This window comes from Paraburkholderia kirstenboschensis, assembly GCF_032806925.1.
Lineage (GTDB): Bacteria > Pseudomonadota > Gammaproteobacteria > Burkholderiales > Burkholderiaceae > Paraburkholderia > Paraburkholderia kirstenboschensis.
This window is the reverse complement of sequence record NZ_CP136512.1, coordinates 1601400-1624664: the sequence shown is the minus strand read 5'-3', so window position 1 is coordinate 1624664 and position 23265 is coordinate 1601400. Positions and strand designations below refer to the sequence as shown.

Genomic DNA, 23265 nt, shown 5'->3' with positions numbered 1-23265 from the left:
CAGCAACGGAAAAAAGCGATAGAAAACAGAGAGTTGGGTGGTAGTGTCGATACCTGTATCGACGTTACCCTGATGAGCGAGGAGATCTTGGTGGTTGTTTGAAGGCGTTTGATCGCGTCGAGAAAATGCTCGTCTGGGCGCTAACATGGACGAGTCGCGAACAGCAATGAGAGGCTGCTCCATGAATGCATCGATCATCTCCGCACTGGCTGCACTCGTTGGCGCTGCAATCGGCGGCCTCACTTCCGTTCTGGCGTCATGGCTGACCCAACGCACCCAGGTTCGCGCGGAGTGGCGGGCGCATGACCGCGTCCGGCGTCAGGAACTCTACAAGGGGTTCATCGAGGAGGCGACCCGGTGCTACGTTGACGCGCTGCAACACAGCAAGCCGGATCTGAACGCGCTTGGCAGCCTCTACGCCAAAATCGGCCGGATGCGAATCCAGTCGTCACGCGATGTCGCAGACGAAGCCGACGTGATCGGACGCAAGATCGTCGACAGCTACCTCGCCCCAGACAAGTCCTTCCTCGAAATCCGCGAGATGCTCGCGGACGGCTCGGTCGATATCCTCAACAACTTCAGCGACGCATGCCGCGCTGAGTTTGCATCGCTTCGCGCGCAACTGGATTGACGCCCGCTCGCACCGTTCAACGCGGCATGAGCTCGACGGGTGCTTCGGCGCGATAGCCGCCGCCAAGCGACTTCGTCAACGCAATTTCCTGACTGAGCATCTGCCCTTTGAGCGTGAGCAGTGCAACCTGCTCGGCGATCACCGGCTGGCGCGCTTCGAGCGCCGCGAGCCGGCTTGTCAAACCTCGTTGATAATGGGCTTCGACGCTGTCCCTTGCGAATGCAACCGATTCGATCCGCTGCTTCTGCAATTCGGTCTCCGCATCGAGCGCCTGCAGGCGGCTGCCTGTCTGCGCGACATCGCGTACCGCGTTGAGAACAGCCTGGTTGTACTGCTCGATCAGCAGGTTGCTGCCCTCGCGCGCGCCGCTCAGGTTGGCGTTGAGCCGGCCGCCGTCGAAGATCGGCAGATACAGGCCCGGTATCAGGTTGATCTGCTGGCTTGCGTGCGTAAAGAGGTCCGCCAGATGCAAGGCGTTGTAGCCGAAGAACGCCTTAATGTCGAAACTCGGATAGAACGCCGCTTTCGCGGCGTCGATCCGGTCGAACGATGCTTCGACATACCAACGCATCGCCTGCAGATCGGGCCGCCGCGCAAGGAGTTCGTATGAAAGCGTCGTCGGTAAAGCCGGCTTCGAGCGTGGCAGCGCGACAGGCTCGATCGCCGGCAAGCCGTTGGGTCCCGCACCAGCCAGCGCTCGCATCGATTCGCGAAACTGCCTGATCTGTCCTTGCGCCGCCACAGTCTGCCGTTCAATGGCCAGTTGCTGAGCTCTTGCTTCTTCCAGTAGCGTGCGGGATTCGAGGCCCCGCGCCGCACGAGCTTCGTGCGCCTCTACCGAAAACTGCGCCACTTCATGCGATTCGTCTAGCAGATCGAGAAGCTGGTAAGTCGTCTGAATGCCATAGTAAAGCTGCGCGACATCCGTCGAGATTTCGAGTTCGACGGCGGACGTCTCGGCGAGCCGGGCATTGCTCACGCCGAGCGACGCCGCGACTTGCGCGCGTTGCTTGCCCCAGATGTCGACCGTGAGACTTGCGCCAAGTCCGACGACGCCCTCGGTGTACCACGGGCCCGTCAGCCCCAACGCCGGTTCGTTCATCGCGAACGGGCCGATGAAGCCGTTCGCGGAAACATGCTCGCGATCCAGCAAGGCGAGTGCGACTACCTGAAGGTTCGACCCTGTCCTGACAAGCTCGACATCCGACCTCGCTTGGGCGACGCGCGTGCGCGCAATCAACATCGTCGGCGCATCGCTGAGCGCCTGATCGATCAGCGCGCCGAGCTGATCGTCGTGATAACGCGTCCACCAGCGCGCCGCGGGCCAACCATCTCGCGCGAGATGGATGTCGTCGGCGAGGTTGATCTGCTCCGGCGAAATCGCGGGATACGGCGTGCCGTTGTGATGGATCAGCGCACAGCCCACCAGGCTGCTGCACAGCCATCCTGCGACGCAGAAGGCGGCGCCATGCCAGGACGACACGCGAGAGACCGATTGCGCTTTCATGATCCTACGGCCTGTGAAACAGGCGCCTTAACGGATGCCGCAACGCTCCAGTCCGGCAACCCGGCGACCTGCCGAGCCAGATGTTCCGCTGCAGCAACGAGTGGCATATCGGCCAGTTGGGCCGGTTCGGCGGCTCGCGCGGCGAACTCCATGCGGCGCGGCGCGCGGGCGTCGGGCGGGCTGGCCGCGAGTTCATCCGCATACCGGTTCAGTTCGACGAACGCCTGTTCCCAGGTCGAGCGCACGGCGTCGATCGTTGGTGGGCTCCACGATCCCGCTTGCGCCACCAGCGTGTTGCGCAACGCATCGCCCGCCAGCATGATCTCGCGCCCCTGCGCGAGAACCGTTTGTGCGCGCAGCGTCAGTTGGGTCTGTTCCGTCTCCTGCCAGCCCGGCTCGAGGGCGACGCGCGAGAGCGTCGCCTCGCAATCGGCCAGCACAGCCCACGTCTGCAACTGGCGCTGGGCGTAGGGAAATTCATCGCGCCTGTCGGCGTCTGCACGCGCTGCGCTCAGATGTGCGGCAATCGCGCGCAACATGGTGGCCAGCTTCTGCCGCAGCACGTCACCTTCGCCCTCGCGCCAGAACGACATCTGCACGAAGGTCGCCACGCCGACGCCCAGCAGAATACCCACCATCCGGTCGCGGATTTCAGTGAGATTCGTGGTTGGGCCGAACCGTTCGAGCAGCGCGAGCGAGAAGGTGGACATCAGCTGGATGCTAGCGTAGCCGATCCGCTCCGACCCAGCCGAGATCCATGCCGCGAACGCGACGACCGGCAACGTCATCAGCAACAGGCCGACGATGTCGTCCAGATGCGGAACGACGAACACGACCATGAACAGCGCGAGCGCACTGCCGGGGACGGCCCCCGCCAGCCTAAGCAACGCGCGCTGCGTCGATGCGCCGAGGCTCGGCAGGGCGACGATCACGCAGGTCAGCATGATCGTATGAATGCCCTGCAGTCGACAGCGTTGTAGAACACATAGCAGATCAGAACGGCGAGCAGCGTCTTGAGCGAAAAGCGCATGTACGCGGGATTGGTCCATGCGTCGGGCGCGAGCATCGGCTCGCGCGCGGACGGCTTGCCGGGTTCCTCGCCGCTCGCGACGAGATCCGCGTAGGCATGCAGCGCCCGCTGCAACTCGGCTAGCGCGGGCACCAGGTCGACTGCACTGCGTTCTTCCGGTGCAGCGGCGCCGACGTAGCGATAAGCCTTGCCCGACGTCACCGATTCGTCGAGCGCCCTAACGTTCGTGTGCAGCTCGCGCAATATCGCGAGTCGCGCCGCAGATGTCCCGGCTAACGTATCCGGCAATTCGCTCGCGCCGCGATAGAGACGGGACACGGTCGCGACGCATGCCAGCTGCAACGCCTGATGCTCGCAATAGTGCGGATCGCGCATCGTCGCAAACCGCAGCAGCTTCTGCAGCGCGAGCGCGCCTTGCTGAACGGCGGCTAGCGCGATTGGCGCCGCGTTCGTGGTGCCGTCTATCAGTTGCGTCAGGCGCGTTTGCAGCGCCGTGAGTTGCCGATGGATTTCCGCCTTGAGCTGCAATTGCGGCTCCGCGGGTAACAGCAGCGTATTTACGACGAGCGTTAGCGCGATCGGATAGTTCACAGCGACCCAGACCCACAACACCGCGCGGATCAGGACGTCTGCCTGATCGGTGCGATCGACGAAGCTCTGCACATAAATGACGACGATAGCGACGATGAAGAACACCACGCCGATCTTGAGCACACGAATGAGATACACGCTGCCGAAAAAAAGCAGACTCGCGGCCACGATGCGCAGCAACGGGTAGTCGAAGGTGAATTTCAGCAGCAGGATCGACAGGCCGATGGCGAGCGTCGATCCGACGATGAACATCGCATCGACCAGCCGCGTCAACACCACGTTCGATTGCGTGACGTAGAACACCACCAGCAGCGATAGCGCGAGCTCCGGCACTTCGAGCGTCATCGACCCGATGATCACGATGGCGCTCGTCAACATGCAGCGCAACATCACGTTGAGCCGCCCTAGAAAAGGCGCAAGCTCGCGCTTCAGGAAATCGCCCGCGTCGCCGAGCGTGGCAGGCATAGGCGGCAGATATTGGGTGGCGGCCATGGGCATCTCAATGGCCTGCGCCGTCGTTGCAGCGTCCGCGTTCCAGCACGGCCACCGCCGACGTACCGACGCGAAACAGTTCAGGGTTCGGATTGTCGACCCGGATCTTGACCGGAAAGCGCTGCGACACATGGACCCAGTTAAGCGTGCGTTGAATGCGCGGTAATCCACCGGGTAGTGCCAGGCCGCCTTCATCGGGCGCGACGCCATAGCTGATCGAATCGACGCTGCCCTTGAAGCGCTGACCTGTATCGCTCATCAGATAGACGGTGGCGGGCGTCCCGCTCCTGATGCCCTTAAGTTCCGTCTCGCGAAAGTTCGCGACCACGTACCAGCGGCGCGTGTCGATCAAGGTGAAAACGGGTTTAAGCACCGACGCGAACTGTCCGGTCGATGTCTTCAACGCCACAATGCGTCCGTCGAAGGGCGCCCGCACCGTCGCATATTCGAGGTTCAATTCGGCGATCGCGATCTCCGCCGTCACGACGGCACGTTGCGCGACCAGCGCGTCGACGCCGCTTACCGCCGCTGCCGCCTGCTGGGCCTGTAGTTGCGCGGCGCTGAGTTCGGCTTGCGTCGCGCGTTGCGCGGTGCGCGCACGGTCGACGTCTTCCGCCGACACATAACCATGGGACAACAGCGGCTCCATGCGGTGCAGCGTATCGGACGCCTGGCCGGCTGCGGCTCGCGCGCGCTCGACGGCCGCGCGCACCGACTGCGCGTTGTACTGCTGCGCATTGACCGTGCGCTGGGTCAGCTCTATCTGGCGGTCGAGCGCGACGAGGGATGCCTTGCCTCGAGTGAACGCATCCTGATACGGACGCGGATCGATGCGGAACAGCAGATCGCCCTGTTTCACCGCCTGGTTGTCTCGCACAGCCAGTTCGACGATGCGTCCGTTGACCTCGGGCACGACGTCGATCGTATCCGCGTAGACGTAGGCGTCGTCGGTGCGAGGCGCGCGGTCCAATTCCCGGATGACGAACAACGCCAGCAACAGCGTCAATACGACGAGGACGATGGCAGGCCATGCTCTCTTCTTTGTGCTGCTGACAGTTGTCGCCATTGCATCACCTGAAGGAGAGTCAACGTTGGAACAGCATCAACCAGACAGCGAGCGACAGGAAAGCGACGAGCGCGGGATACGCCACGGCTGATGGCGTCATCAGATGATCTGCCTGCAAGCGCCTGAGAAGCAGATAGATGATGACACTGAGTACAACGCCCGCGACGATACAGAACAGCCAGTCGGGGAAGTACGCGCCGAGCAGGCTAAAAGATGGCGAACCGGAACAACCCGATATGAAAACAGCCGTGATCGCGGTAATGCCCGTCGTCAACTTCGGACATTCGCCTCCGACAAGTGGCATAGGTTGCTCCAAGTCGTCAGTGTCGTTGGAATCGATGTCACGCTTTACGGCTTCATCAGCGCATTCTGCCCCAACTTTCCACGTTACGGACCGCCATGGACGCTCCCATTCGGGGTTTATACCGCACACGATGTTTGTCTGCCCGGCCACTGCCGAAGCGCGGCATGAGCCATACAAGGAAGTCCGCTGCTTTGTGCCGCGGCTTGAATTCAGCATTCAGCGTTCGGATATCAGTAAGTGTCTCCTTCATATCTCCCCGATATGGATATAGCTTCGCCCGGAATAGATATTCTTTGGAGAATTTTGATGGGCAAGAAATCGTTTTTGACGATGCCAGCGATAGCCGGTTTGCTGCCAAACTCGTCAAGCGGTTGAAGAAGGAAGCTGATGCGGAAATCGTGGGATTGCACGTCAAGCATACAGCTCGCAGGGGAGCGCGATGCGTGCCTCTCGATGCGAGCGGTCGCGCGCAAGCGTTACGTTTTGAGACGGTCGAGCAGTCACTCGCGGCTTGAACCGGATCGTCATGGGCTGCAAAACTTGGAACTTTGCGGCGCATGACGGGGCAACGGTGTTCGCGCCTGGTCGCCCGATTCATTGGAAACGCAATGCACGATGGATGACCACCTTACCTCAGGGGCAGCATCATGCCCGTCGGAGGCCATCGGGGCGCGACAGTTCCGATGTTCGAAGCGGTGCAGTGCGATTAGAATGCGATGAACCCACGGTTTTCGCACGAGCGACGCCTTTTGATCCGACGCGCATAGAAGGACAAAAAAATGGAACGACAGTCCGACTCTCGTCCGGCCCGCCCGACAGATGCCGGCCCCCGACAGCCTGCACCGGCTCACCTCGCTGACATGCTTGATAGCTTGAGCGACGGATTCATGTCGATCGACAGGTCGTGGCGCTTCACCTATCTCAACCATACAGCTGAACGATTTTTGCAGCGGGACCGGCAAAACCTGCTCGGACGCGACGTATGGCAGTGTTACCCGGACCTGGTAGGCTCCGGCTACTATCGCGTCTATCAGGAGACGGCGGCAACGGGTCTCCCCGGCCGGCACACTGACTACTACGCACCGCTCGGCACGTGGTTTGAGGTTCGCTCATTTGCCCACGACGACGGCATTACAGTACTCTTCCGCGACGTCACCCGCGAACGCGAGCACGCGGCGCAACTGGAGTTCGAAGCCAGTCACGACTACCTGACCGGTTTGGCCAACCGGCGCAAATGCATGGAAGTCCTATCACGCGCGGTCGCTGAGGCTGCTTCATCGGGCTCCAGGCACGATGCTTCCGAAGCGGTGCTGTTTATCGACCTGGACCATTTCAAGGAAGTCAACGACGCATTCGGTCATGCTATTGGCGATGAACTGCTGCGCGGCTTTGCGAAAAGGCTGACAGCAATTCCCGACCCTGCTTTTTTCGCCGCGCGCGTAGGGGGCGACGAGTTTGTTCTGTTGTTACGCAACACTACTGAAAGCGCGGCAGAAGCGTTCGCGCATGCGCTGCTTGGCGAACTTGCAGCGCCATTCGAAGTATCCGGGAGATCCGTCTCACTGTCGGCTAGCATCGGTATAGCGCTGCTGAGAGAAGCGCCGGGTTCAGCCGAGACGTTGCTGAATCATGCCGACGCGGCCATGTACGCAGCGAAGTCATCTGGCCGTTTTCAGGTGCGCTCGTACGACAGAGCACTCGACCGGGGCATGCGTGAGCGCCTTGCCTTGCGCATGGAACTTCGTGAAGCGTTTGAGGCGAACCAGTTCGAGCTTCATTTCCAGCCTCAGATAGCACTCTCGAACGGCTCTGCAATCGGTGCCGAGGCGCTGCTTCGCTGGCGTCATCCTGAACGAGGCTTGCTCACTCCGCACGCATTCCTGGGAGTGTTACTTGAGTCCCCGTATGAAGGAGCGCTCGTCGAATGGCTGCTCAATGCAGTTTGCCAGCATATTGCTGCATGGCGACGGCAGAGCATATCCGTACCGCGGGTCAGCCTCAATCTGTCGGCTCGGCAACTTCTGAGTGTGGGACTTACAGATAGGATTCTCGATATCGCGAGGGAATACGACGTTTCCCCCGCAATGCTCGACATTGAGGTCACGGAAGATTGCCTGGTAAGCGATATCGAAAAGGCAACGTCCGTCCTATCTGCGCTGAAGCAAGCGGGCATATCCACATCGCTGGACGACTTTGGCTCTGGATACTCCAGTCTCGGCTATCTGGTCCGACTGCCTATCGACACGCTGAAGATCGACAAGTCGTTTGTTCGAGCACTGGCCGAGTCACAGAAGGCGTCGGCGGTCATTCGAGGCATTGTCGGTCTCGCGCGTTCGCTGGGCATGAAAACTATCGCGGAAGGCGTCGAGTGCCAACGCCAGATCGCAGAGTTGAAGGACGCCGGGTGCGATGCCATTCAAGGTTATCTAGTCAGCCGCCCGCTTGACTCGAAGGCTTTGGCGGAATTCATGCTGCGCTTGTCATAGCGCCAAATTGAAGTGATGTTCGCGCGCTGTCGGCGCCATGCGATTCGCAGGGCCCCGAACGGAAGCGCAGCAACTGCTGGCGGCCGCCTTCATGCTCACCTTCAGTATCCGGCTCAGCAGATTGACGAAGTCGAGCGGGACTTGAGCTTGCAACTGCGTGACGCTGACAATGCGGCCCGCCTGCCGTGGCGGTGTCGTCGGCGGTCTACAGGCGAAACACCGCGACCGTTTCGTTCAACTGCCGCGCCTGTTGCTCGAGCAACTGCGCCGCTGCCGCCGCCTGCTCGACCAGTGTTGCATTCTGTTGAGTCGCCGTATCCATCTGCGCTACCGCGTGAGCGACCTGTTCGATACCCGAGCTTTGCTCGGACGAGGCAGCCGATATCTCGCCCATAATATCGGCCACGCGCTTTACACTGGTAAGGATTGCCTGCATGCGGCCGCCTGCCTGGTTGACCAGCGCGCCTCCCGCCTGCACCTTTGCGCTCGACGTCTCGATCAGTTCCTTGATCTCCTTCGCCGCCGCCGACGAGCGCTGCGCAAGTGTACGCACTTCGGAAGCCACCACTGCGAATCCCCGTCCCTGCTCACCCGCACGCGCGGCTTCGACAGCCGCATTGAGCGCAAGGATATTGGTCTGAAACGCGATCCCTTCGATGATGGCGATAATGTCGCCGATGCGCGCAGAACTCTGATCGATCTCGGCCATAGTCGTCACCACCCCCTCCACCGCGCTGCTGCCATGGTGGGCCGTTTCTGTAGCGGTGGTCGCGAGCGTCAGCGCCTGCGACGCGTTCTCGGCATTCTGCCTAACGGTACCGGTCAGCTCTTCCATACTTGCCGCCGTTTCCTGCAATGACGCCGCCTGCTGCTCCGTGCGCGAAGACAAATCGAGGTTGCCAGAGGCGATCTGTCGTGCGGCCGTTGCGATGGTGTCGCTCGCCCGGCGCACAGCGTTCACCGTGCTCGCGAGACCGTCGCGCATTTGCGAAAGGCCGAGTAGTAGCGCGCCCATTTCATCTGGATAACGAACTTCTATTCGTTGCGACAGATCACCCGCCGCGATCCGGTCAAAGTGTTTCAAGGCCTCGTCGAGCGGGCCGCTGATCGCGCGGCGCAGCGACACGAAGGTCAACGCGCCGGCGAGCAAGCCGAGCACCGCAGTACCAATCGTTATTGCGCGAAATTGCCGGAAGCCAGCTTCGGCGTCAGCGTATCGTGCCTTTGCCTCGTCGCGTTGCAACTGCTTGAGATTCGCACTTGCCGTGACATAGTCGGTATTGGCCAAAGCGATCTTCTTCAACGCAAGTTTGACGGCAGCGCTGTCCATGCCCTTGACCGAATCCGCGAAAGCATCCAGGTCATTCTGCACCTGGCTGCGCTTTGCGTTGACCACAGCAGCGAGACTGCTTTCAGTCGACGTGGCGGGCAAAGACAGGTATTGCTGCCAGGCCTCCATGCCTTGCCCTTTGAGCATGCGATAAGTAGCCACGTCTTTGTCGACGGTCGGTGCTGTCGGATCGAAAGCGATCCGGTCGACGGTCGTCCGCTCGCGGCTGATCGACAGTTCCGCATCGCCGATCAGCCGTGTGCTGACGAGCCGGTTTTCGTACGTCTCGCGGTTGGCGTCGTTGCTGCGCGCCATACCGGTCACGCCGAGCGCGCCGATGACGCTCAGCAGCACCGACAGCGAAAGTATCGCGACGCCAAGTCGCGTGCGTATGGACAGTTTTGGCATCTTGTTACCCTCGTGGGACGCTCGAACCGTCGAGCGGGCGCTGCGTCATTTCTCCATCCACGAGCCGCATCAGCCCGAGCGGATTGCCGTTCTGCAGCGCCTGCGGCAGCAGTTCGTCCGGGTAATTCTGGTAGCACACCGGCCTCAGGAAGCGGTCGATAGCGAGCGTGCCGACCGAGGTGCCGCGCGCGTCGGATGTAGCGGGCCACGGTCCACCATGGACAATAGCGTCCGACACTTCGACGCCGGTCGGATAGCCGTTCACGAGCAGACGGCCAGCCTTTTCCTCAAGCCGCTCGATCAGCGTGCGATGCGCCCGGAGATCGTCGGGCGAGGCAATCAGCGTGGCCGTCAGTTGACCGCGCATTGCCGATGCAAAGCGCGATAGCTGGTCGGCGTCATCCACTTCGACGACGACCGTCGCCGGCCCAAAGATTTCTTCTTCGAGGGGTCTGCCGGGATCGAACAGCAGACTCGCGTCGGCAATGAGGAGTTGCGGAGCAGCTTGCCGGGCGTCACTTTGCGCGGATGCGTGGATCCGGATGCCGGCATGGCCAGAGGCGCGCTCGACCGCCGCGTTGAAGTTCGCGAAAATGCCTGGGTTCAGCATGGTCTGCGGCGTCTGCCGCTGGATCGCGCGGCTCAGATGGCCGACAAACGCGCTGAAGTGCGCTGAACGCACGCCTAGAACCAGCCCAGGGCTCGTGCAAAGCTGCCCGCAACCGGTCGCCACCGAGGCCGCCAGTTCGTTGGCGATCGCCTCGCCCCGCTCCTCCAGTGCGCCATTCAGCACGAACACCGGATTTACGCTCGACATCTCCGCGAACACCGGAATCGGCTGCTCGCGAGCCGCCGCGAGATCGCAAAGCGCACGCCCGCCACGCAGTGAACCGGTGAAGCCTACCGCCTGAATGCCGGGCGCTTGCACGAGGCGCGCGCCAACGCGTTCGCCGTAGATCATGTTGAAGGTTCCCGCCGGCATGCCGGTGCGTTGCACCGCCCGTTCGATCGCGTCCGCCATGTATTCGGCTGTGACGAGATGGCCGGAGTGGGCCTTGACCACCACGGGGCAACCGGCCGCCAGCGCGGACGCGGTATCGCCGCCCGCAACCGAAAACGCCAGCGGAAAATTGCTCGCACCGAACACCGCCACCGGGCCGAGACCGATCCGGTACTGGCGCAGATCGGGACGCGGAATCGGCTGCCGCTCGGGCAAGGCCCGGTCGATGCGCGCACCGTAAAAGTCGCCGCGGCGCAGGACCGTGGCGAACAGCCGCATCTGATTGCTGGTGCGTGCGCGTTCGCCGACAATCCGGCCGTTGGGCAGTGCCGTTTCGCGCGTCACCTCGGCGATGAAATCGTTGCCGAGCGCATCGATCTGTTCTGCAATCGCGTCCAGGAAGTCGGCGCGGGCGCTGGCAGGTAACGCGCGATAGCGCGGAAATGCTGTGGCCGCGGCTTCAACCGCGGCGTCAATTTCTTCAGCGGTCGCTTGCGCGAAGGCTACAGGATAAGTCTCGCCAGTCGAGGCTGAGAGGCTGTGCAATGCGACGTCGCCACAGGCACTGCGCTGGCCGCCGATGTAGTTGTGGCCGAGAACGGTTGCTGTCATTGGCTTTTTCCCTGGGAAATGGCAGAGACCGGCCCGCGCCGGCCGTGACATGGCCGCGCGACGCCAGAAGAGGATGAAAGTGAGGGCGGCTGAATAAACTGTGGCGTCAGGCCGTCAGCAAGAACGGCGCGCCCGCCGCCTGCGCGACCTCGCGGATCTTCTCGCGCAACGAATCGGGCATCGGTATGCCCTGCTCGCTGCGCTCCACACGCGTAAGACGTTCAGGATCCCCTGGGATCAACACTGGCTGAGAAGGGTCGGCTGGCTGGCTGCCGCGCAACGCGTCGATCACAGCGTCGAGATCGGCGTGGTATTCCTCGATTGGACGGAATGCCGCAGGATTCATCGCCAGAAAAAAATGTCCGATGTTGTCGGGCTCGTCGCTCTTTTGCGTACGGTTGCGAATCGGGGAGAACGAACCGCCACCCAGTGTGCTGCCGAGAATCTGCGCAAACAGACCCAAGCCGTAGCCCTTGTGGCCACCAAGCGTGCGGCCCTCGCCGCCGAGCGGCGCGAGGCCTCCGCCCAGGCGTTCGAACAGCAGCCGGTAGGCTTCGGCGGAATCGGTCAGCGTGTTTCCGTTCGCGTCTAGGGCCCAGCCCGGCGGCAATGGCTTGCCCTGCAACGCATAGACCTTGACCTTGTTCGAGGCGACCACGCTGGTCGACATGTCGAGGATCACGGGGGGATGCCTCCCTGCAGGCGTCGCGAAGGCAAACGGATTGGTGCCGAGCATCGGCTCGGCACCGAAAGTCGGCACCACCGTCGCAAGGCGCGTCGAGCACGACACCATTGCGATCAGACCGCGGTTTGCCGCCATCTCGGCGTAGTAACCGGCCGCGCCGAAATGCTGCGAATTGAACACGGAGACCGCGCCCATATCGCACGCCAGCGCTTTTTCGATTGCCAGTTCCATCGCCATGCGCGAGGTGGGATGACCCATTGCGGCGTTGCCGTCGATCAAGGCGGTGGTCGCCGTCTCGCGCACGATCCGCGGGCTCGCCTTCATGTCGATCTGGCCCGCGCGATACAACTGATCGTAGAACATCAGCATCGAAATGCCGTGCGAGTCGATGCCCTTCAGATCAGAGTCGATCAGGATGTCGGCCGACGCCGCGACCTGTTCGGGCGACATGCCCCAAGCCTGCAGGATGACTTCGATTTGCTGCTGTGCGATTGCGGCCCCGACGCGGGGCATAGTGTCTGCCATGACTGACCTGCTAAACGAAAGAATTGAATCGGAAAATTCGGCCGGCGTGCCGCGCAGCCAGCCGGTGTGTCGCTTCAACGCTATTGGGTGACGGACGCCGCCGCGGGTCCGTTGCGTCCGGCAAGCCCAAGCCGCACCCAGACCACCAGCGCGCCAGTGCCGAGCAATAGCAGGCTGAAGGCCGGTACCAGCATCGGTGCGGATGTGCTGCCCGTCACCTTGCCGACCCATGGCATGATGTTTTGCGCGAGAAAACCGCCGACGCTGGAACCCGCGGCAATCACCGCGAGCGCCGCAGCGCCGCCCGCGCCCTTCATGAACGACGCCGGCAGCAGCCGCGGCGGCAGCGCCCAGAAACAAGGAATCATCAGATACAGACACGGCGCGCCGAGCGACAGCGCTGCAAAACGGATCACATTGCTGAACGGCCCCACGCTCGCGACAAACAGCAGAATGCCGAGCAAGGCCGCGCAGAAGGCGGCGATCAGCACACGGCGCGGCGTTTTGAGCCGGCGCGGCAGCCAAAGCAGCATCAGCGAAGTGATGAACCACGGAATCATGTTCAGCAGGCCGTTGACGCCGCTCGTCACGCCGAAGCCTTTGACGAGTGTGGGCAACCAATAGGCGATGCCGTAGATCGCGATGGATATCGTCCCGTAACCGATGCTGAACAGCGCAACGGTGAAGAGCGCGGCCCACGACCAGCCAGTGCCGCCTGCAAGTCGGGCCGCGGGCGGGTCGGCGCGCAGTCGGGCTTCGACGATCTCCTTCTCGGAGGTGGTGAGAAACGCTGCGGCCTTCGGACCATCCGGCAGGCAGTACAGTGTGACGAAGGTCAGCAGCACCGCCGGCGCACCCGTGGTCAGGAAGACCCACTGCCAGCCAGCGAGCCCCGCCACGCCGTGCAATTCAAGTGAGAAGCCGCCGATCAGCGAGCCGAGCATATTGCCCATGCTGCTGCCGAGCGTCAGCAGGCCGACTATGCCCGTGCGCTGCCGTTCCGGAAACCACATGCCCAGATAGAGGATGATCCCGGGATAAAGACCTGCTTCGGCTGCGCCGAGAAGAAAACGCAAAATCTGGAACGCGAGAACCGACGGCGTCCAGGCCAGCAGCAACGTGGCGACGCCCCACGTGAACATGATCCTCGAGATCCAGCGGCGCGCTCCGAAGCGATGCATCATCAGATTGCTCGGCACCTCGAACACCAGGTAGCCGATGAAGAACAGCGACGACGCAAAGCCGTACGACGCCTCGCTCATCTTCAAGCTGCCAAGCATCTGCAATTTCGCAAAGCCAATGTTGGCGCGGTCGATATACGCGATCAGAAATATTGCAATGAGCAGTGGCACGAGCCGCCACGCTATGCGGGTAAAAAGTTGTTCTTCACTGCTTCGGTCAGTCACTGTCGCCTCCATGGCGGGCCGCTGTTGCGCGGCCCATCGTCAATACGAATAGGGTGTGCGGTCTCGCGCGGCGAGCCGCACGGACCTCACTGTTCTGAGCGGACACCGTTGCGCGGCATCGGGCATCTTCGCGGCTCAGGTGCCGTTTTCCTTTCTCATAGACCCGAGCCGTTGCCGGCCAGGCTATCCTTCCACGCCTCGAATTCGACGCGCGTCGCGTCGTCCGGCGGGTACAACCCGAAGGTGGGGCGGCCGGCGCGCACCTGTGCGTCGACCCAGTCTTCGAACACGGTCATGGCGGCCGCTTCTTCGGCGATCTCGTTGGCCAGATGCGCCGGAATCACCACCACTCCTTCCGCGTCGCCGACGATGATGTCGCCCGGGTACACCGCAACGTCGCCGCACGCGATTGGCACGTTCAGATCAACAGCATGGTGATGAATCAGGTTAGTCGGTGCCGACGGCCGCGCCGCGTAGCATGGAAAGTCGAGGTTCCGCAGATCCGGGGTATCGCGAAAGCCGCCGTCGGTGACGACGCCCGCGACACCGCGCATCATCATTCGCGTGATCAGAATGCCGCCCGCGGACGCCGCGCGCGCGTCCTTGCGCGAATCGACCACCATCACGTGACCAGGCGGAATTTCCTCCACGCCACGCCGTTGCGGATGGCCGCGATCCGAGAACACGCCAATGTGATCGAGATCCTCGCGGGCCGGAATGTACCGCAGCGTGTACGCTTCCCCCACCATGCGCGCTGCCGCCGGGTTGACCGGCAGCACGCCTTGCACGCAGACGTTGTTCAAGCCACGCTTGAAGAGCGCAGTGGTCAAGGTTGCCGTGCTGACATTGCGCAGGCGGGCGCGGTTCTCGTCGGACAGCGGGCTCGCGAAAGTCTCAGAGGTCACAGATTTGCTCCTGGTTTCGGTAAGTGGTGGCGTTGGCGGGCTTTAGAACTTGTGGCGAACCGCGAAACGCACCGTCGCCTGCTGATTACCCGACGAAGGAGTCAGGCCGTTGAGCGACGCGCGCGCCGCATGGCCCGTCGAATCGGTGCCGGACGCATGCTGGAGGACGCCGATCAGGTAGAAGTCGGTGCGCTTTGAGACAACGTAGTCGGCGCTCAATGCACCCTGGTGATACTTCGCATCGTTCGCTGCGCCGCCGTCGGTATAGTTGTAGGCTGCGCCGACCGACAGTGCCGTCGTCAGCTGATACTGGAAGCTGAGTTCCGCGCTATTGAATGTCGCGGTGCCGCCCATCCCAGCCGGATTGAGCACCGAAGCCGCGCCGCTCAAATGCTTGTACTTCGTGTTGGAGTAGATCGCACCGACGGTTGCCGCGCCAATGGCGTACGTCGCGCCCGCGCTGATGATTTCTTCGCTTTGTGCCGACGCATACCCGTTGATGACCGGGGAGCTGCCGAAGTTGTTTGTGGCCGCTGTAGCGCCGACTGCGGTGCCAAAGAACGATGCGTTCGGGTTGCGCGCGCTCAGGTAGCCGACACCGACATTGAGCGGGCCGCGCGCATAGCCGGCGCCGATCGAGTAGATCTGGTTGCCCGCCATGCTGCCCGGCACGCCACCGAAGCTATACATGCCTTCGGCCGTGAGACCTGCGTAGCTGGGCGTGCGGTACTTGACCGCGTTGTTCACGCGATTGGTATTGTTGAGGTTGTCGAGGTCGCCCGGATGCGCGCCGATGCTGCCCGAGAACATCGCACTCGGCATGAGCGGATGGATGTAGTCGACCACAGGGTCGTACTGGCGGCCGAGCGTCACCGTGCCGAACCGGCCCGACAGTCCCACGTAAGCCTGCCGACCGAACAGCAGCGAGCCCTGTCCCATTTTGCCGTTGTTCACGTCGAAACCGCTCTCGAGCACGAACAGCGCCTTCAGGCCCCCGCCCAGATCTTCGACGCCTCGCAGACCCCAGCGGCTACCGCTCAGAATTCCGCTCGACAGGCTGTACAGATTGTGGCCGTGACCCGGACTTGTTTGTACATTGCTCGTATAGTTAATGCCCTCATCGATGATGCCGTACAGCGTCACGCTGCTTTGCGCGTGAACCGGCGCCGATGCCGCTGCGGCAAGCGCCGCGAATGCAAGGGCCGCACGCGCGGAAAATGGCTTCGATGATGATGTCGTTGCGAAAGGCTTATGCACTGCCAGGTCTCCAGTCACTTTTGTGGTTCCAACGAGGGAAGGATTGCGCTTTGCCGATGCCCGGCGCACGCAACAGAGGATCGGATGAGGCGATGACCCGCCTCATCGGCGAAAGTAAATTTTTATTCAGTAATCCTTCTTGTCACGCGGGCTTCAGAATGCGGTCGGCGATCATGGCGCCGATCGGTATCGCGGACGTCGCCGCCGGCGAAGGCGCGTTGCATACGTGCACCATGCGAGGCGTGTCGGCGAACAGGAAATCATGTACCAGCGTGCCGTCGCGCATCACGGCTTGCGCACGAATGCCGGCTTCGTACGGCAGCAGATCGTCGACGGTCAGCGAGGGGCAGTATTTGCGGCACTGTTCGAGATAGCCCCGCTTGAACAGCGAGTTCTTCATCTCGCCCATGCCCGACGTGAAATTGCGCCCAATCGTTTTCCAGAAGCCCGGGAAGGTTGCGTATTGCGCAACGTCACGCAGATTGACGGAGAACTTAGGATAGTTTTCGCGGCCGAAACCGAGTACGGCGTTCGGTCCGACCGTAACGCTCCCGTCGATCATCCGCGTGAGATGCACGCCGAGAAACGGCAGATCCGGATCGGGAATCGGATAGATCAGATGCCGCACCACATTGTTTTTGGAGGCCGGCAAGCGGTAATACTCGCCACGAAACGGCACTATCTGATGATCGATCTTCACACCCGCAAGCCGCGCCAGCCTGTCTGATTGCAGCCCTCCGCAGGCCACCAGTCTTTTTGCTTGCCAGTGAGCATCGTCCGCGCCGACCGTGACGCAATCGCCACTTTCTGCTATCGAAGTAACGCGCGTGCCGAGTCGGATTTCGCCGCCTGACTTTCTGATGACTCGCGCCATCGCTTCGCATACCTGACGATAATCGACGATCCCAGTCGTGTGGACAAAGAGCCCGCCCATACCAACGATGTTCGGCTCGCGCCGCTGCAGTTCCGCGGCATCCAGCCGCTCGACGCGCAAACCATTCTGCTGCGAACGCGCGTGAAGAGCCGTCATACGCGACAGTTCGAGCGGATTGGACGCGACCAGCAACTTGCCGCACACCTCGAAAGGGATGCCGTGCTCGGTGCAGAACGTCTTGGTCGCCTCGGCGCCGCGCTTGCACAACTCGGCCTTCAGGCTGCCCGGCTGATAGTAGATGCCCGCGTGGATCACGCCGCTGTTGTGCCCGGTCTGATGTTTCGCGAGCGACGTTTCCTTCTCCAGCAACAGGAGTGAGGCCGAGGGCTCCCGCCGCAACAATTCCATGGCCGTCGCAAGTCCGACAATGCCGCCACCGATGATGCAAAAGTCGTAGGTCATATTGCTTTTTTGCGAACGAAGCGTACGGCTGCTTTTTCGTCCGTTTATCAGGTTGTCAGACTAAGTAAAGACAAAAAGAGACGTCTCTCGGCACGGGTTCGAAGCACCCACGCGAGGGAGCCTGTAGGTTTCAATCGCCGGAAGGTAACTCGATCTTCTGACGCTTCGCAGCAGCACGCAGATGCCGCTCGGCAAACTCGGCGGCCGCAAGATGGTCGCGACGCTTGATCGCGTCGTAGAGTTCACCGTGCTCCTGGCGCGCGTAGTCCCCCGCCTGACTCGCAGTGTTGGCCCACTGCGCGCGACGCACCGCGACCAGCTGGCCGCGCAGGAAATCATGGAACGCAACGAAATACTCGTTCTTGGTAGCTGCGGCTATGGCCCTGTGAAACGCCACATCGGCCGCGGAAGCAGCGTCGAAATCATTGCGCCTGGTTTCCATCTCGCGAATCGCGTCGCTCATCCGCTTCAGATCTTCCGCCGTGCGCCGGCGCGCTGCGGTCATTGCCGCCTGCGTTTCGATCCATAAACGCATTTCAAACAGCTGTGCAAGGTTCAGTTTCTGGCTGCCGCCGCCCGGCAGCCGGAAAACCGTGCCGGACGGTGTCTGCGATATAAACGATCCTGCTCCCCGCCGGGCCACCAGCACGCCGTCGGACTTCAACTGGGCGATTGCTTCGCGCACCACCGAGCGACTCACGTTGAGCCGCTCCGAGAGTTGCTGCTCGGTCGGCAGACGCGATTCGGCGGGGAAATGACCTGCGTCGATCTCCGCGCGGAGCGCACTTACCACACGTTGCACGAGCGAATCAGGACGTTCCAGTTCAAGCATCAACATTGCCTCATTGATCAGGTTGTCAGACAATATCGGTAACTTCGCGGGATGTCAAGGGCAGGACGTGCGTCCAATGCAATAGGAATCGGTCGTCGAGGATTTCTTCCTTGTCCTAATCCGACTTCGACGCGCCCTTCTTGCTCGCCGACTTGCCCTTTTGTTTCCGTGGGCTTTGGTTCAGCTTCGACTGTGGTCAGCGTCGCCTTGTCTGCGCTCTTGTGGAAGGCGCCTCCGCCCCGCGCCGCTGCGGTCCGCACTCCGCGATCTATCTGGATTTGCACAATCGCCCGGATGTGCTCGCGCGAAGGCCCGGTGAAAAACAACGACCTCGTCTATCCGGTTCAGGAATTCGGGACGAAAGTGCGCCTTTGACCCGTCCATTAGCTTCTCGCGGACATCCTTCTGCAAAGCGATTCTTGTCTCTTTTCTCGAGGTTCTCCATGATGATCGACGCATCGAGATTGCTGGCCGAATGTTCACCGTGTTGCTAAAGTCGGCTACGCAGCCCTTGCATCGGTGAGCCTGCCGTCGCCGAAACTTGCAGCAGCGCGTTGCTCACATCCCGATGCGCCTTCTCGATCTCGTCGCGGCAGTTCTCTGGCGGAATCCGGGCATTCACGGCTCTTCTTATAGACCACGTCGTAGTCTGTCACTGGACGCCCCGGTCGAATCCCCACGCCTGATACGCGCCGTTCGCATTGATTGTCTTGCACTCAAGGAGTAGCAAATGCCTCGCGAAATCATCCGTGTCGAACCATTGTCCAGCTGGCTCGAGCGCTGGAAGGCGCCGACCTCCGTCGCAACGCGTCATGGCGACACGCTTTATGTGTCCGGCTTGCCGCCATTCGATCCGCAGACCGGCGAGGTGCTCGATACCCCGATCGAACAGCAAACTCAACGCGTGCTGGACCAACTGAAGCTCTGCGTTGAGACAGGAGGATCGTCGCTCGATCAGGTGCTCAAGTGCAATGTCTACTGCACATCGGTCGAGATGTTCCCGGTCGTCAACGAGATTTATGCGCGTTTCTTCGGCCCACAGCCGCCGGCACGAATTTTCATTAACGTGCCAGCGTGGCCGGGACGTTTCGACATCGAGATCGACTGCGTAGCAGCGGTTTGATTCACTGAACGCGTGATCGTGAGGCCGCCTGGTTCGAACACACGGGCGAGCATGACGTTCGGCATGATCGCGGCGATTCGCGTACATCCAGCATCTTGCACGCGGGATTCGTTATCGAACCGATCGATTTATCGTGAAGTTCAGAAAGCCCGCGCGGCTCGGCTCTTAAGCCGCCCCGTCCCAGCGAAGATCGAAGTAGAGATGCCGCAACCAAACGCGTCCGGTGGGGCGAAGCACATCACTTGCGCGGCTGGATGATTGCCAGGGCGAGCCCCGCTCCCGCGAACGCGCATGCAGCGGACACCAGCGCGACGGCGCGCAGCGCGTCGACGATGGCGCCGGCTTCCGCCTGCGCCGCGAGTGTCTGCTGCGGCGTAGGGGCATCGGTGGCTGCGGCGCCCGCTTGCGCGTCCAACCGCAGTAACGCGGTCTGGCGTGCATCGTGAGGAACGTGCAGTTCGTCTAGCCGCGCCGACAGCGCCGCGTCGTGCGACCACACAAACACAATGCCGAGTACCGCAACCGCCAGCAGGCTCGCGACGCGTGCGACCGCGTTGTTGATGCCGGAGGCGACGCCTGCGCGGTGGCCCGGCACTGAGGCCATCACGGTCGTCGTGAGTGGTGCGACCGTGATGGTCATGCCGAGCCCGAGCACGGCGAGCGCGGGGAGAAACCCGGCCCAATAGCTGCCTCGCACGAACGGCAGCGCGAGCATCGCAAACCCGATTCCGGCGATGCCCGGGCCAGCGCTCAATAGGGCCCGCGAACCGAAGCGGGTCGTCAGACCGCCAGTCAAGCGCGACAACACGCCGATGATGACCGGCACCGGCAGCAACGCCGCGCCCGCTTCGGTGGCGGTGTAGCCATGCGCGCGGATCAACGTGAATGGCAGGAAGAAAAATGCGCCGCCCAGACCGAAGTAAAGCAGCAGTGTGACGAGGTTCGCGCCGGTGAAATCGCGCGAGCGGAACACCTCGAGCGGCATCATCGGGTCACGGCTCTTCGCTTCGATCATCACGAATGCCGCCAGCACGAGCACGCCAACGCCGATCGCGCACATTACGAGCGAATGCGCGAAGCCACGCGCCGATGCCTCGGTCAGGCCATAGGTGAGTGCGGCGAGCCCCGCTGCCGCACTCAGCGCGCCAGGCCAGTCCAACTGTTGAGGCGCATCGAGCTTGCGGCTGTTCGGCACCGACGAAATCGCGAGCGCAATCGTCGCCGCTGCGAGCGGGACGTTGAGAAAGAAGATCGCGCGCCACGACAACGCGTCGACGAGCAAGCCGCCGGCCACTGGCCCCAGCGCCGAGGTAATCGCGCCGACACCCGCCCAGGTGCCGATTGCCCGTCCGCGCTCTTCGCCGTCGAATACGGCACCGATGATCGCGAGACTGCTGGGCACGAAGAGCGCAGCGCCAATGCCCTGCACCGCACGCCCGGCGATCAGTGAGCCCGCGTTCGGCGCGAGCCCACAAGCGGCCGACGCCAGCGTGAAGACCGCGATGCCCGCGACGAACACTGTACGGCGGCCGAGCTTGTCGCCCATCGACCCGCCCACCAGCACGAGCGACCCGAGAAAGAGAAGGTAGGCATTGACGATCCACTGCATCGCCGCGACGCTCGCGCGGAGCTCGGTCTGAATGGCGGGCAACGCGACGTTGACGACGGAGCCGTCGATAAACGCCATGCTCGAGCCGAGGATCGTCGCGGCGAGCGCCAGACGCTTGCGCCGGCACGGACTGTCGAGCGCGGCGGGCTGCGTGCGGACGATGAGCTCGTCGCACGGGCTCGCTTGCGCAGCGATGACGTGCGCGGCGTGTGGGTCGTTACGAAGAACTCGCGGGCCGGCCATGCTCGCTCCAGTGCAGGTCGATGGTGACTAGCATAGCAACTGGGGCGTGCGACCGCAGGCGCGACCTGTTGGTCGCGGCATACTCATCTGCGCGGTCGTCAGACCTGGAGCGCTGCCCGCTTGTGCGCACCCTGTGCTGCGCTGGCAGCTAGCGCACCGAACCTGACCCGCGCCGTCCAGTCACCAAAGGTCACACTTCGGTTGCTCAACCAAGAAACTCGATCACCATCCGGTTGAAGCGGTCCGCATGCTCCCACTGCACCCAGTGTCCGCAGCGGCCGAAATATGCATCTCGGCGTTCTGCATGCCGGCAACCAGACGCAAGCCGACATCCATCGGCCGATCGGTGCCGTTGCCGTTGCCGTTGCCGTTGCCGTTGCGATCGTATCGCGGGAACGTGTACTGGCAAGCCTGAATGTCGTGTTCCTTTCACGGGCAGTCACGCTCGCGGAGGCGAAACAGCGCTACGTATCAGAACTCCAAACGGCGGCACGCGAAATGGTAACGGCGCTGGAATCAGAGTCTGCACCGGACCGTGCGAAAGAAGACTGATGAGGTCACGTTATCCGCGACGCCATGATTGATGCAACGCCAATCGCGCAACCTGGCCGATTCTTGTACTCACCCTGGCGGATCCCGCTTTCGATGTGCACCACCCACGCGCGTGCGGACAATTGGAAGAATCGGTGCCGATGAATCGCTGGATCTTTCCGCTCGCCCTGACATCAGTAGCGGTCCGGAAGCATGAGGACACGATCGGAGGCATTCTCGATCTTGCCGGATTAGCGGGGGTCAATTGTCGCCCTGCTCGCCTTCGGCGGACCGTACCCCTTGCTGTCGCTGCGCGTGCGCCACACGATCACGCTCCGCTTGGGCGGCGGCCGTTGCGTCGACCGGGTCATCACGCTGCCGCATCAGCCAGTAGACGCTCCCCAGCGCCACCAGCGCAAACGCAAGCGCCGCGATCTGGGCGGGCGCACCGGCGGGATCGAGAATGATGAATTTGCGGGCGATCGCCAGCAGCGCAACGAGAAGCACCGTTTTGACCTGCACGATGTGATCGCGCCGTGCCATCACGCGCGTAATCGAATGTTTGAACTCCATAGCGATCAGCAGCGTCATGACCATGCCGAAAACGGTCTGATACACCGCGTGATCCAGCGGGTTCAGCGCGTTCGAAACCAGCAATGAAATCACCGCGCGAATCAACTGCCAGAGCGACACGAGGATGATGATAGAAATCACCACGCTCAGGACATGCGCGACAAGCTGCTCGAATCGTTCATAAAAGGTGAGCAGATCCCACTCTACGCGCAACGCATCGAGATCGTTGCGCAGCCTGCTTTTCTTCCTTTCCATGATCTTGGCTCCGGAGCGGCCGTCGCTGCACCGCGAACGCACCGCAGGCTCCGGACAACCGTTCTAAGATCGGGTGCCGGTTGACTTGAAAAGGATCGGTCCTTTTCACACCGGTGTCTTTCGGCTTTCTGCGCATTTTTCCGACGGGCGGCCTCGCGGCTCGCCTACGCGTGATCTGTCCGCACAACTGACGGACTGTCCAAGCATACCCGGATTAACGACTAGAGGCCCACCGATACCGAAGACCGTCCGAACCGCTGAGCAGATTCGCGTCCACGACGATCCAGCCGCAATGGCTCACGCCGGAGGAGGCGGTGCGCGACGGCGTCGAACGGGCCACGCGTTTCTTCGATCACAAGCTGGAACATTCGCACGACCCGATGTAATGGAACGATTGGCGGAAAGCGGACAAAACCCAGGAGTATCGCGAAAGACGCCCGCACACCATGTGCTCAAGATGGACGAATATGGCGAACTGCGGTTATGCCAATGCGGCCGCCTGCCGGTGAGCCGAGTGAAACGAAAGAA

Annotated in this window: 19 protein-coding genes and 4 pseudogenes; 6 read left to right on the top strand and 17 right to left on the bottom strand. The window is 62.1% G+C overall.

Features of this window, described 5'->3' with window-relative positions; all coding sequences use genetic code 11:
• The first annotated feature begins 181 nt into the window (after window positions 1-181).
• On the top strand, window positions 182-631 hold the full coding sequence (locus RW095_RS16105) for a hypothetical protein (protein WP_317016903.1): 450 nt from the start codon (window positions 182-184) through the stop codon (window positions 629-631).
• 16 nt (window positions 632-647) lie between these two features.
• Here the strand turns inward: RW095_RS16105 and RW095_RS16100 are convergent, their stop codons facing one another.
• From RW095_RS16100 to RW095_RS16080, 5 genes are read right to left on the bottom strand one after another with little or no spacing between them, the layout of a single operon-like run.
• Window positions 648-2138: an MdtP family multidrug efflux transporter outer membrane subunit gene (locus RW095_RS16100; RefSeq protein ID WP_317016901.1), complete on the bottom strand. Its 1491-nt coding sequence runs from the start codon at window positions 2136-2138 to the stop codon at window positions 648-650.
• Complete coding sequence (locus RW095_RS16095; RefSeq protein ID WP_317016900.1) at window positions 2135-3082, bottom strand: FUSC family protein; 948 nt, start codon at window positions 3080-3082, stop codon at window positions 2135-2137. Before RW095_RS16095 ends, RW095_RS16100 begins: the two co-directional genes overlap by 4 nt.
• Window positions 3076-4251, bottom strand: a complete 1176-nt coding sequence (locus RW095_RS16090) for an FUSC family protein (protein ID WP_317016898.1) — start codon at window positions 4249-4251, stop codon at window positions 3076-3078. Before RW095_RS16090 ends, RW095_RS16095 begins: the two co-directional genes overlap by 7 nt.
• Window positions 4252-4258: 7 nt before the next feature.
• Window positions 4259-5317 (bottom strand): multidrug transporter subunit MdtN, encoded by a 1059-nt coding sequence (gene mdtN / locus RW095_RS16085; protein ID WP_317016897.1) that lies wholly within the window; start codon window positions 5315-5317, stop codon window positions 4259-4261.
• A gap of 19 nt (window positions 5318-5336) precedes the next feature.
• Complete coding sequence (locus RW095_RS16080; RefSeq protein WP_317016895.1) at window positions 5337-5621, bottom strand: YtcA family lipoprotein; 285 nt, start codon at window positions 5619-5621, stop codon at window positions 5337-5339.
• A gap of 293 nt (window positions 5622-5914) precedes the next feature.
• Here RW095_RS16080 and RW095_RS16075 point away from each other — a divergent pair, with 293 nt between their 5' ends.
• On the top strand, window positions 5915-6136 hold the full coding sequence (locus tag RW095_RS16075; protein ID WP_317016894.1) for a hypothetical protein: 222 nt from the start codon (window positions 5915-5917) through the stop codon (window positions 6134-6136).
• A 264-nt stretch (window positions 6137-6400) separates the two neighbouring features.
• Window positions 6401-8107 carry a putative bifunctional diguanylate cyclase/phosphodiesterase gene (locus RW095_RS16070; RefSeq protein ID WP_317016892.1) on the top strand — a complete coding sequence of 569 codons (1707 nt, stop codon included), beginning with the start codon at window positions 6401-6403 and terminating at the stop codon, window positions 8105-8107.
• A 205-nt stretch (window positions 8108-8312) separates the two neighbouring features.
• Here RW095_RS16070 and RW095_RS16065 read toward each other — a convergent pair whose 3' ends face one another.
• The 9 genes and pseudogenes from RW095_RS16065 to RW095_RS16025 form a co-directional block, all read right to left on the bottom strand.
• Entirely contained in the window at window positions 8313-9845 is a 1533-nt protein-coding gene (locus tag RW095_RS16065) for a methyl-accepting chemotaxis protein (protein ID WP_317016891.1), read from the bottom strand.
• 4 nt (window positions 9846-9849) lie between these two features.
• Window positions 9850-11457, bottom strand: a complete 1608-nt coding sequence (locus tag RW095_RS16060; RefSeq protein WP_317016889.1) for an aldehyde dehydrogenase (NADP(+)) — start codon at window positions 11455-11457, stop codon at window positions 9850-9852.
• Window positions 11458-11563: 106 nt separating this feature from the next.
• The gene (locus tag RW095_RS16055) at window positions 11564-12667 is read right to left on the bottom strand and encodes an Ldh family oxidoreductase (protein ID WP_317016888.1); all 1104 of its coding nucleotides are present in this window, start codon (window positions 12665-12667) and stop codon (window positions 11564-11566) included.
• 80 nt (window positions 12668-12747) lie between these two features.
• Window positions 12748-14085, bottom strand: coding sequence for an MFS transporter (locus RW095_RS16050; RefSeq protein ID WP_394365084.1), 1338 nt, complete (start codon window positions 14083-14085; stop codon window positions 12748-12750).
• Between the two features lie 143 nt (window positions 14086-14228).
• Complete coding sequence (locus tag RW095_RS16045) at window positions 14229-14951, bottom strand: ribonuclease activity regulator RraA (protein ID WP_317019866.1); 723 nt, start codon at window positions 14949-14951, stop codon at window positions 14229-14231.
• A gap of 69 nt (window positions 14952-15020) precedes the next feature.
• Window positions 15021-16235: a porin gene (locus RW095_RS16040; RefSeq protein ID WP_317016885.1), complete on the bottom strand. Its 1215-nt coding sequence runs from the start codon at window positions 16233-16235 to the stop codon at window positions 15021-15023.
• Window positions 16236-16377: 142 nt separating this feature from the next.
• Window positions 16378-17571, bottom strand: coding sequence for an L-2-hydroxyglutarate oxidase (gene lhgO / locus RW095_RS16035; protein ID WP_317016883.1), 1194 nt, complete (start codon window positions 17569-17571; stop codon window positions 16378-16380).
• Window positions 17572-17701: 130 nt separating this feature from the next.
• Entirely contained in the window at window positions 17702-18403 is a 702-nt protein-coding gene (locus RW095_RS16030) for a FadR/GntR family transcriptional regulator (protein WP_317016882.1), read from the bottom strand.
• A 239-nt stretch (window positions 18404-18642) separates the two neighbouring features.
• Window positions 18643-18992, bottom strand: a pseudogene (locus RW095_RS16025) (AAA family ATPase); the annotation flags it as partial.
• A gap of 141 nt (window positions 18993-19133) precedes the next feature.
• Between RW095_RS16025 and RW095_RS16020 the strand changes: the two are divergent.
• Complete coding sequence (locus RW095_RS16020; RefSeq protein ID WP_317016881.1) at window positions 19134-19526, top strand: RidA family protein; 393 nt, start codon at window positions 19134-19136, stop codon at window positions 19524-19526.
• Window positions 19527-19764: 238 nt separating this feature from the next.
• Here RW095_RS16020 and RW095_RS16015 read toward each other — a convergent pair whose 3' ends face one another.
• Window positions 19765-21378, bottom strand: coding sequence for an MFS transporter (locus RW095_RS16015; RefSeq protein WP_317016880.1), 1614 nt, complete (start codon window positions 21376-21378; stop codon window positions 19765-19767).
• Window positions 21379-21583: 205 nt separating this feature from the next.
• Window positions 21584-21717 (bottom strand): annotated as a pseudogene (locus RW095_RS16010) (2-hydroxy-6-oxo-6-phenylhexa-2,4-dienoate hydrolase); the annotation flags it as partial.
• Window positions 21718-21744: 27 nt separating this feature from the next.
• Here RW095_RS16010 and RW095_RS16005 point away from each other — a divergent pair.
• Window positions 21745-21930: pseudogene (locus tag RW095_RS16005) on the top strand (DNA-binding transcriptional regulator); the annotation flags it as partial.
• Window positions 21931-22170: 240 nt separating this feature from the next.
• Here the strand turns inward: RW095_RS16005 and RW095_RS16000 are convergent.
• Window positions 22171-22737 (bottom strand): phosphate-starvation-inducible PsiE family protein, encoded by a 567-nt coding sequence (locus RW095_RS16000; RefSeq protein ID WP_317016878.1) that lies wholly within the window; start codon window positions 22735-22737, stop codon window positions 22171-22173.
• Window positions 22738-22991: 254 nt separating this feature from the next.
• Between RW095_RS16000 and RW095_RS15995 the strand changes: the two are divergent.
• Window positions 22992-23123 (top strand): annotated as a pseudogene (locus RW095_RS15995) (DUF6566 family protein); the annotation flags it as partial.
• Between the last annotated feature and the right edge of the window lie 142 nt (window positions 23124-23265).

Excerpts from the sequence above, each read along its gene's own strand:
- RW095_RS16105 (WP_317016903.1), top strand. The coding sequence starts at position 182 with ATGAATGCATCGATCATCTCCGCACTGGCTGCACTCGTTGGCGCTGCA.
- lhgO (WP_317016883.1), bottom strand. The coding sequence starts at position 17,571 with ATGACCTACGACTTTTGCATCATCGGTGGCGGCATTGTCGGACTTGCG.
- RW095_RS16095 (WP_317016900.1), bottom strand. The coding sequence starts at position 3,082 with ATGCTGACCTGCGTGATCGTCGCCCTGCCGAGCCTCGGCGCATCGACG.
- RW095_RS16020 (WP_317016881.1), top strand. The coding sequence starts at position 19,134 with ATGCCTCGCGAAATCATCCGTGTCGAACCATTGTCCAGCTGGCTCGAG.
- RW095_RS16100 (WP_317016901.1), bottom strand. The coding sequence starts at position 2,138 with ATGAAAGCGCAATCGGTCTCTCGCGTGTCGTCCTGGCATGGCGCCGCC.
- RW095_RS16015 (WP_317016880.1), bottom strand. The coding sequence starts at position 21,378 with ATGGCCGGCCCGCGAGTTCTTCGTAACGACCCACACGCCGCGCACGTC.
- RW095_RS16050 (WP_394365084.1), bottom strand. The coding sequence starts at position 14,085 with ATGGAGGCGACAGTGACTGACCGAAGCAGTGAAGAACAACTTTTTACC.
- RW095_RS16065 (WP_317016891.1), bottom strand. The coding sequence starts at position 9,845 with ATGCCAAAACTGTCCATACGCACGCGACTTGGCGTCGCGATACTTTCG.
- RW095_RS16030 (WP_317016882.1), bottom strand. The coding sequence starts at position 18,403 with ATGCTTGAACTGGAACGTCCTGATTCGCTCGTGCAACGTGTGGTAAGT.
- RW095_RS16055 (WP_317016888.1), bottom strand. The coding sequence starts at position 12,667 with ATGGCAGACACTATGCCCCGCGTCGGGGCCGCAATCGCACAGCAGCAA.
- RW095_RS16080 (WP_317016895.1), bottom strand. The coding sequence starts at position 5,621 with ATGCCACTTGTCGGAGGCGAATGTCCGAAGTTGACGACGGGCATTACC.
- RW095_RS16060 (WP_317016889.1), bottom strand. The coding sequence starts at position 11,457 with ATGACAGCAACCGTTCTCGGCCACAACTACATCGGCGGCCAGCGCAGT.
- RW095_RS16070 (WP_317016892.1), top strand. The coding sequence starts at position 6,401 with ATGGAACGACAGTCCGACTCTCGTCCGGCCCGCCCGACAGATGCCGGC.
- mdtN (WP_317016897.1), bottom strand. The coding sequence starts at position 5,317 with ATGGCGACAACTGTCAGCAGCACAAAGAAGAGAGCATGGCCTGCCATC.
- RW095_RS16090 (WP_317016898.1), bottom strand. The coding sequence starts at position 4,251 with ATGGCCGCCACCCAATATCTGCCGCCTATGCCTGCCACGCTCGGCGAC.
- RW095_RS16000 (WP_317016878.1), bottom strand. The coding sequence starts at position 22,737 with ATGGAAAGGAAGAAAAGCAGGCTGCGCAACGATCTCGATGCGTTGCGC.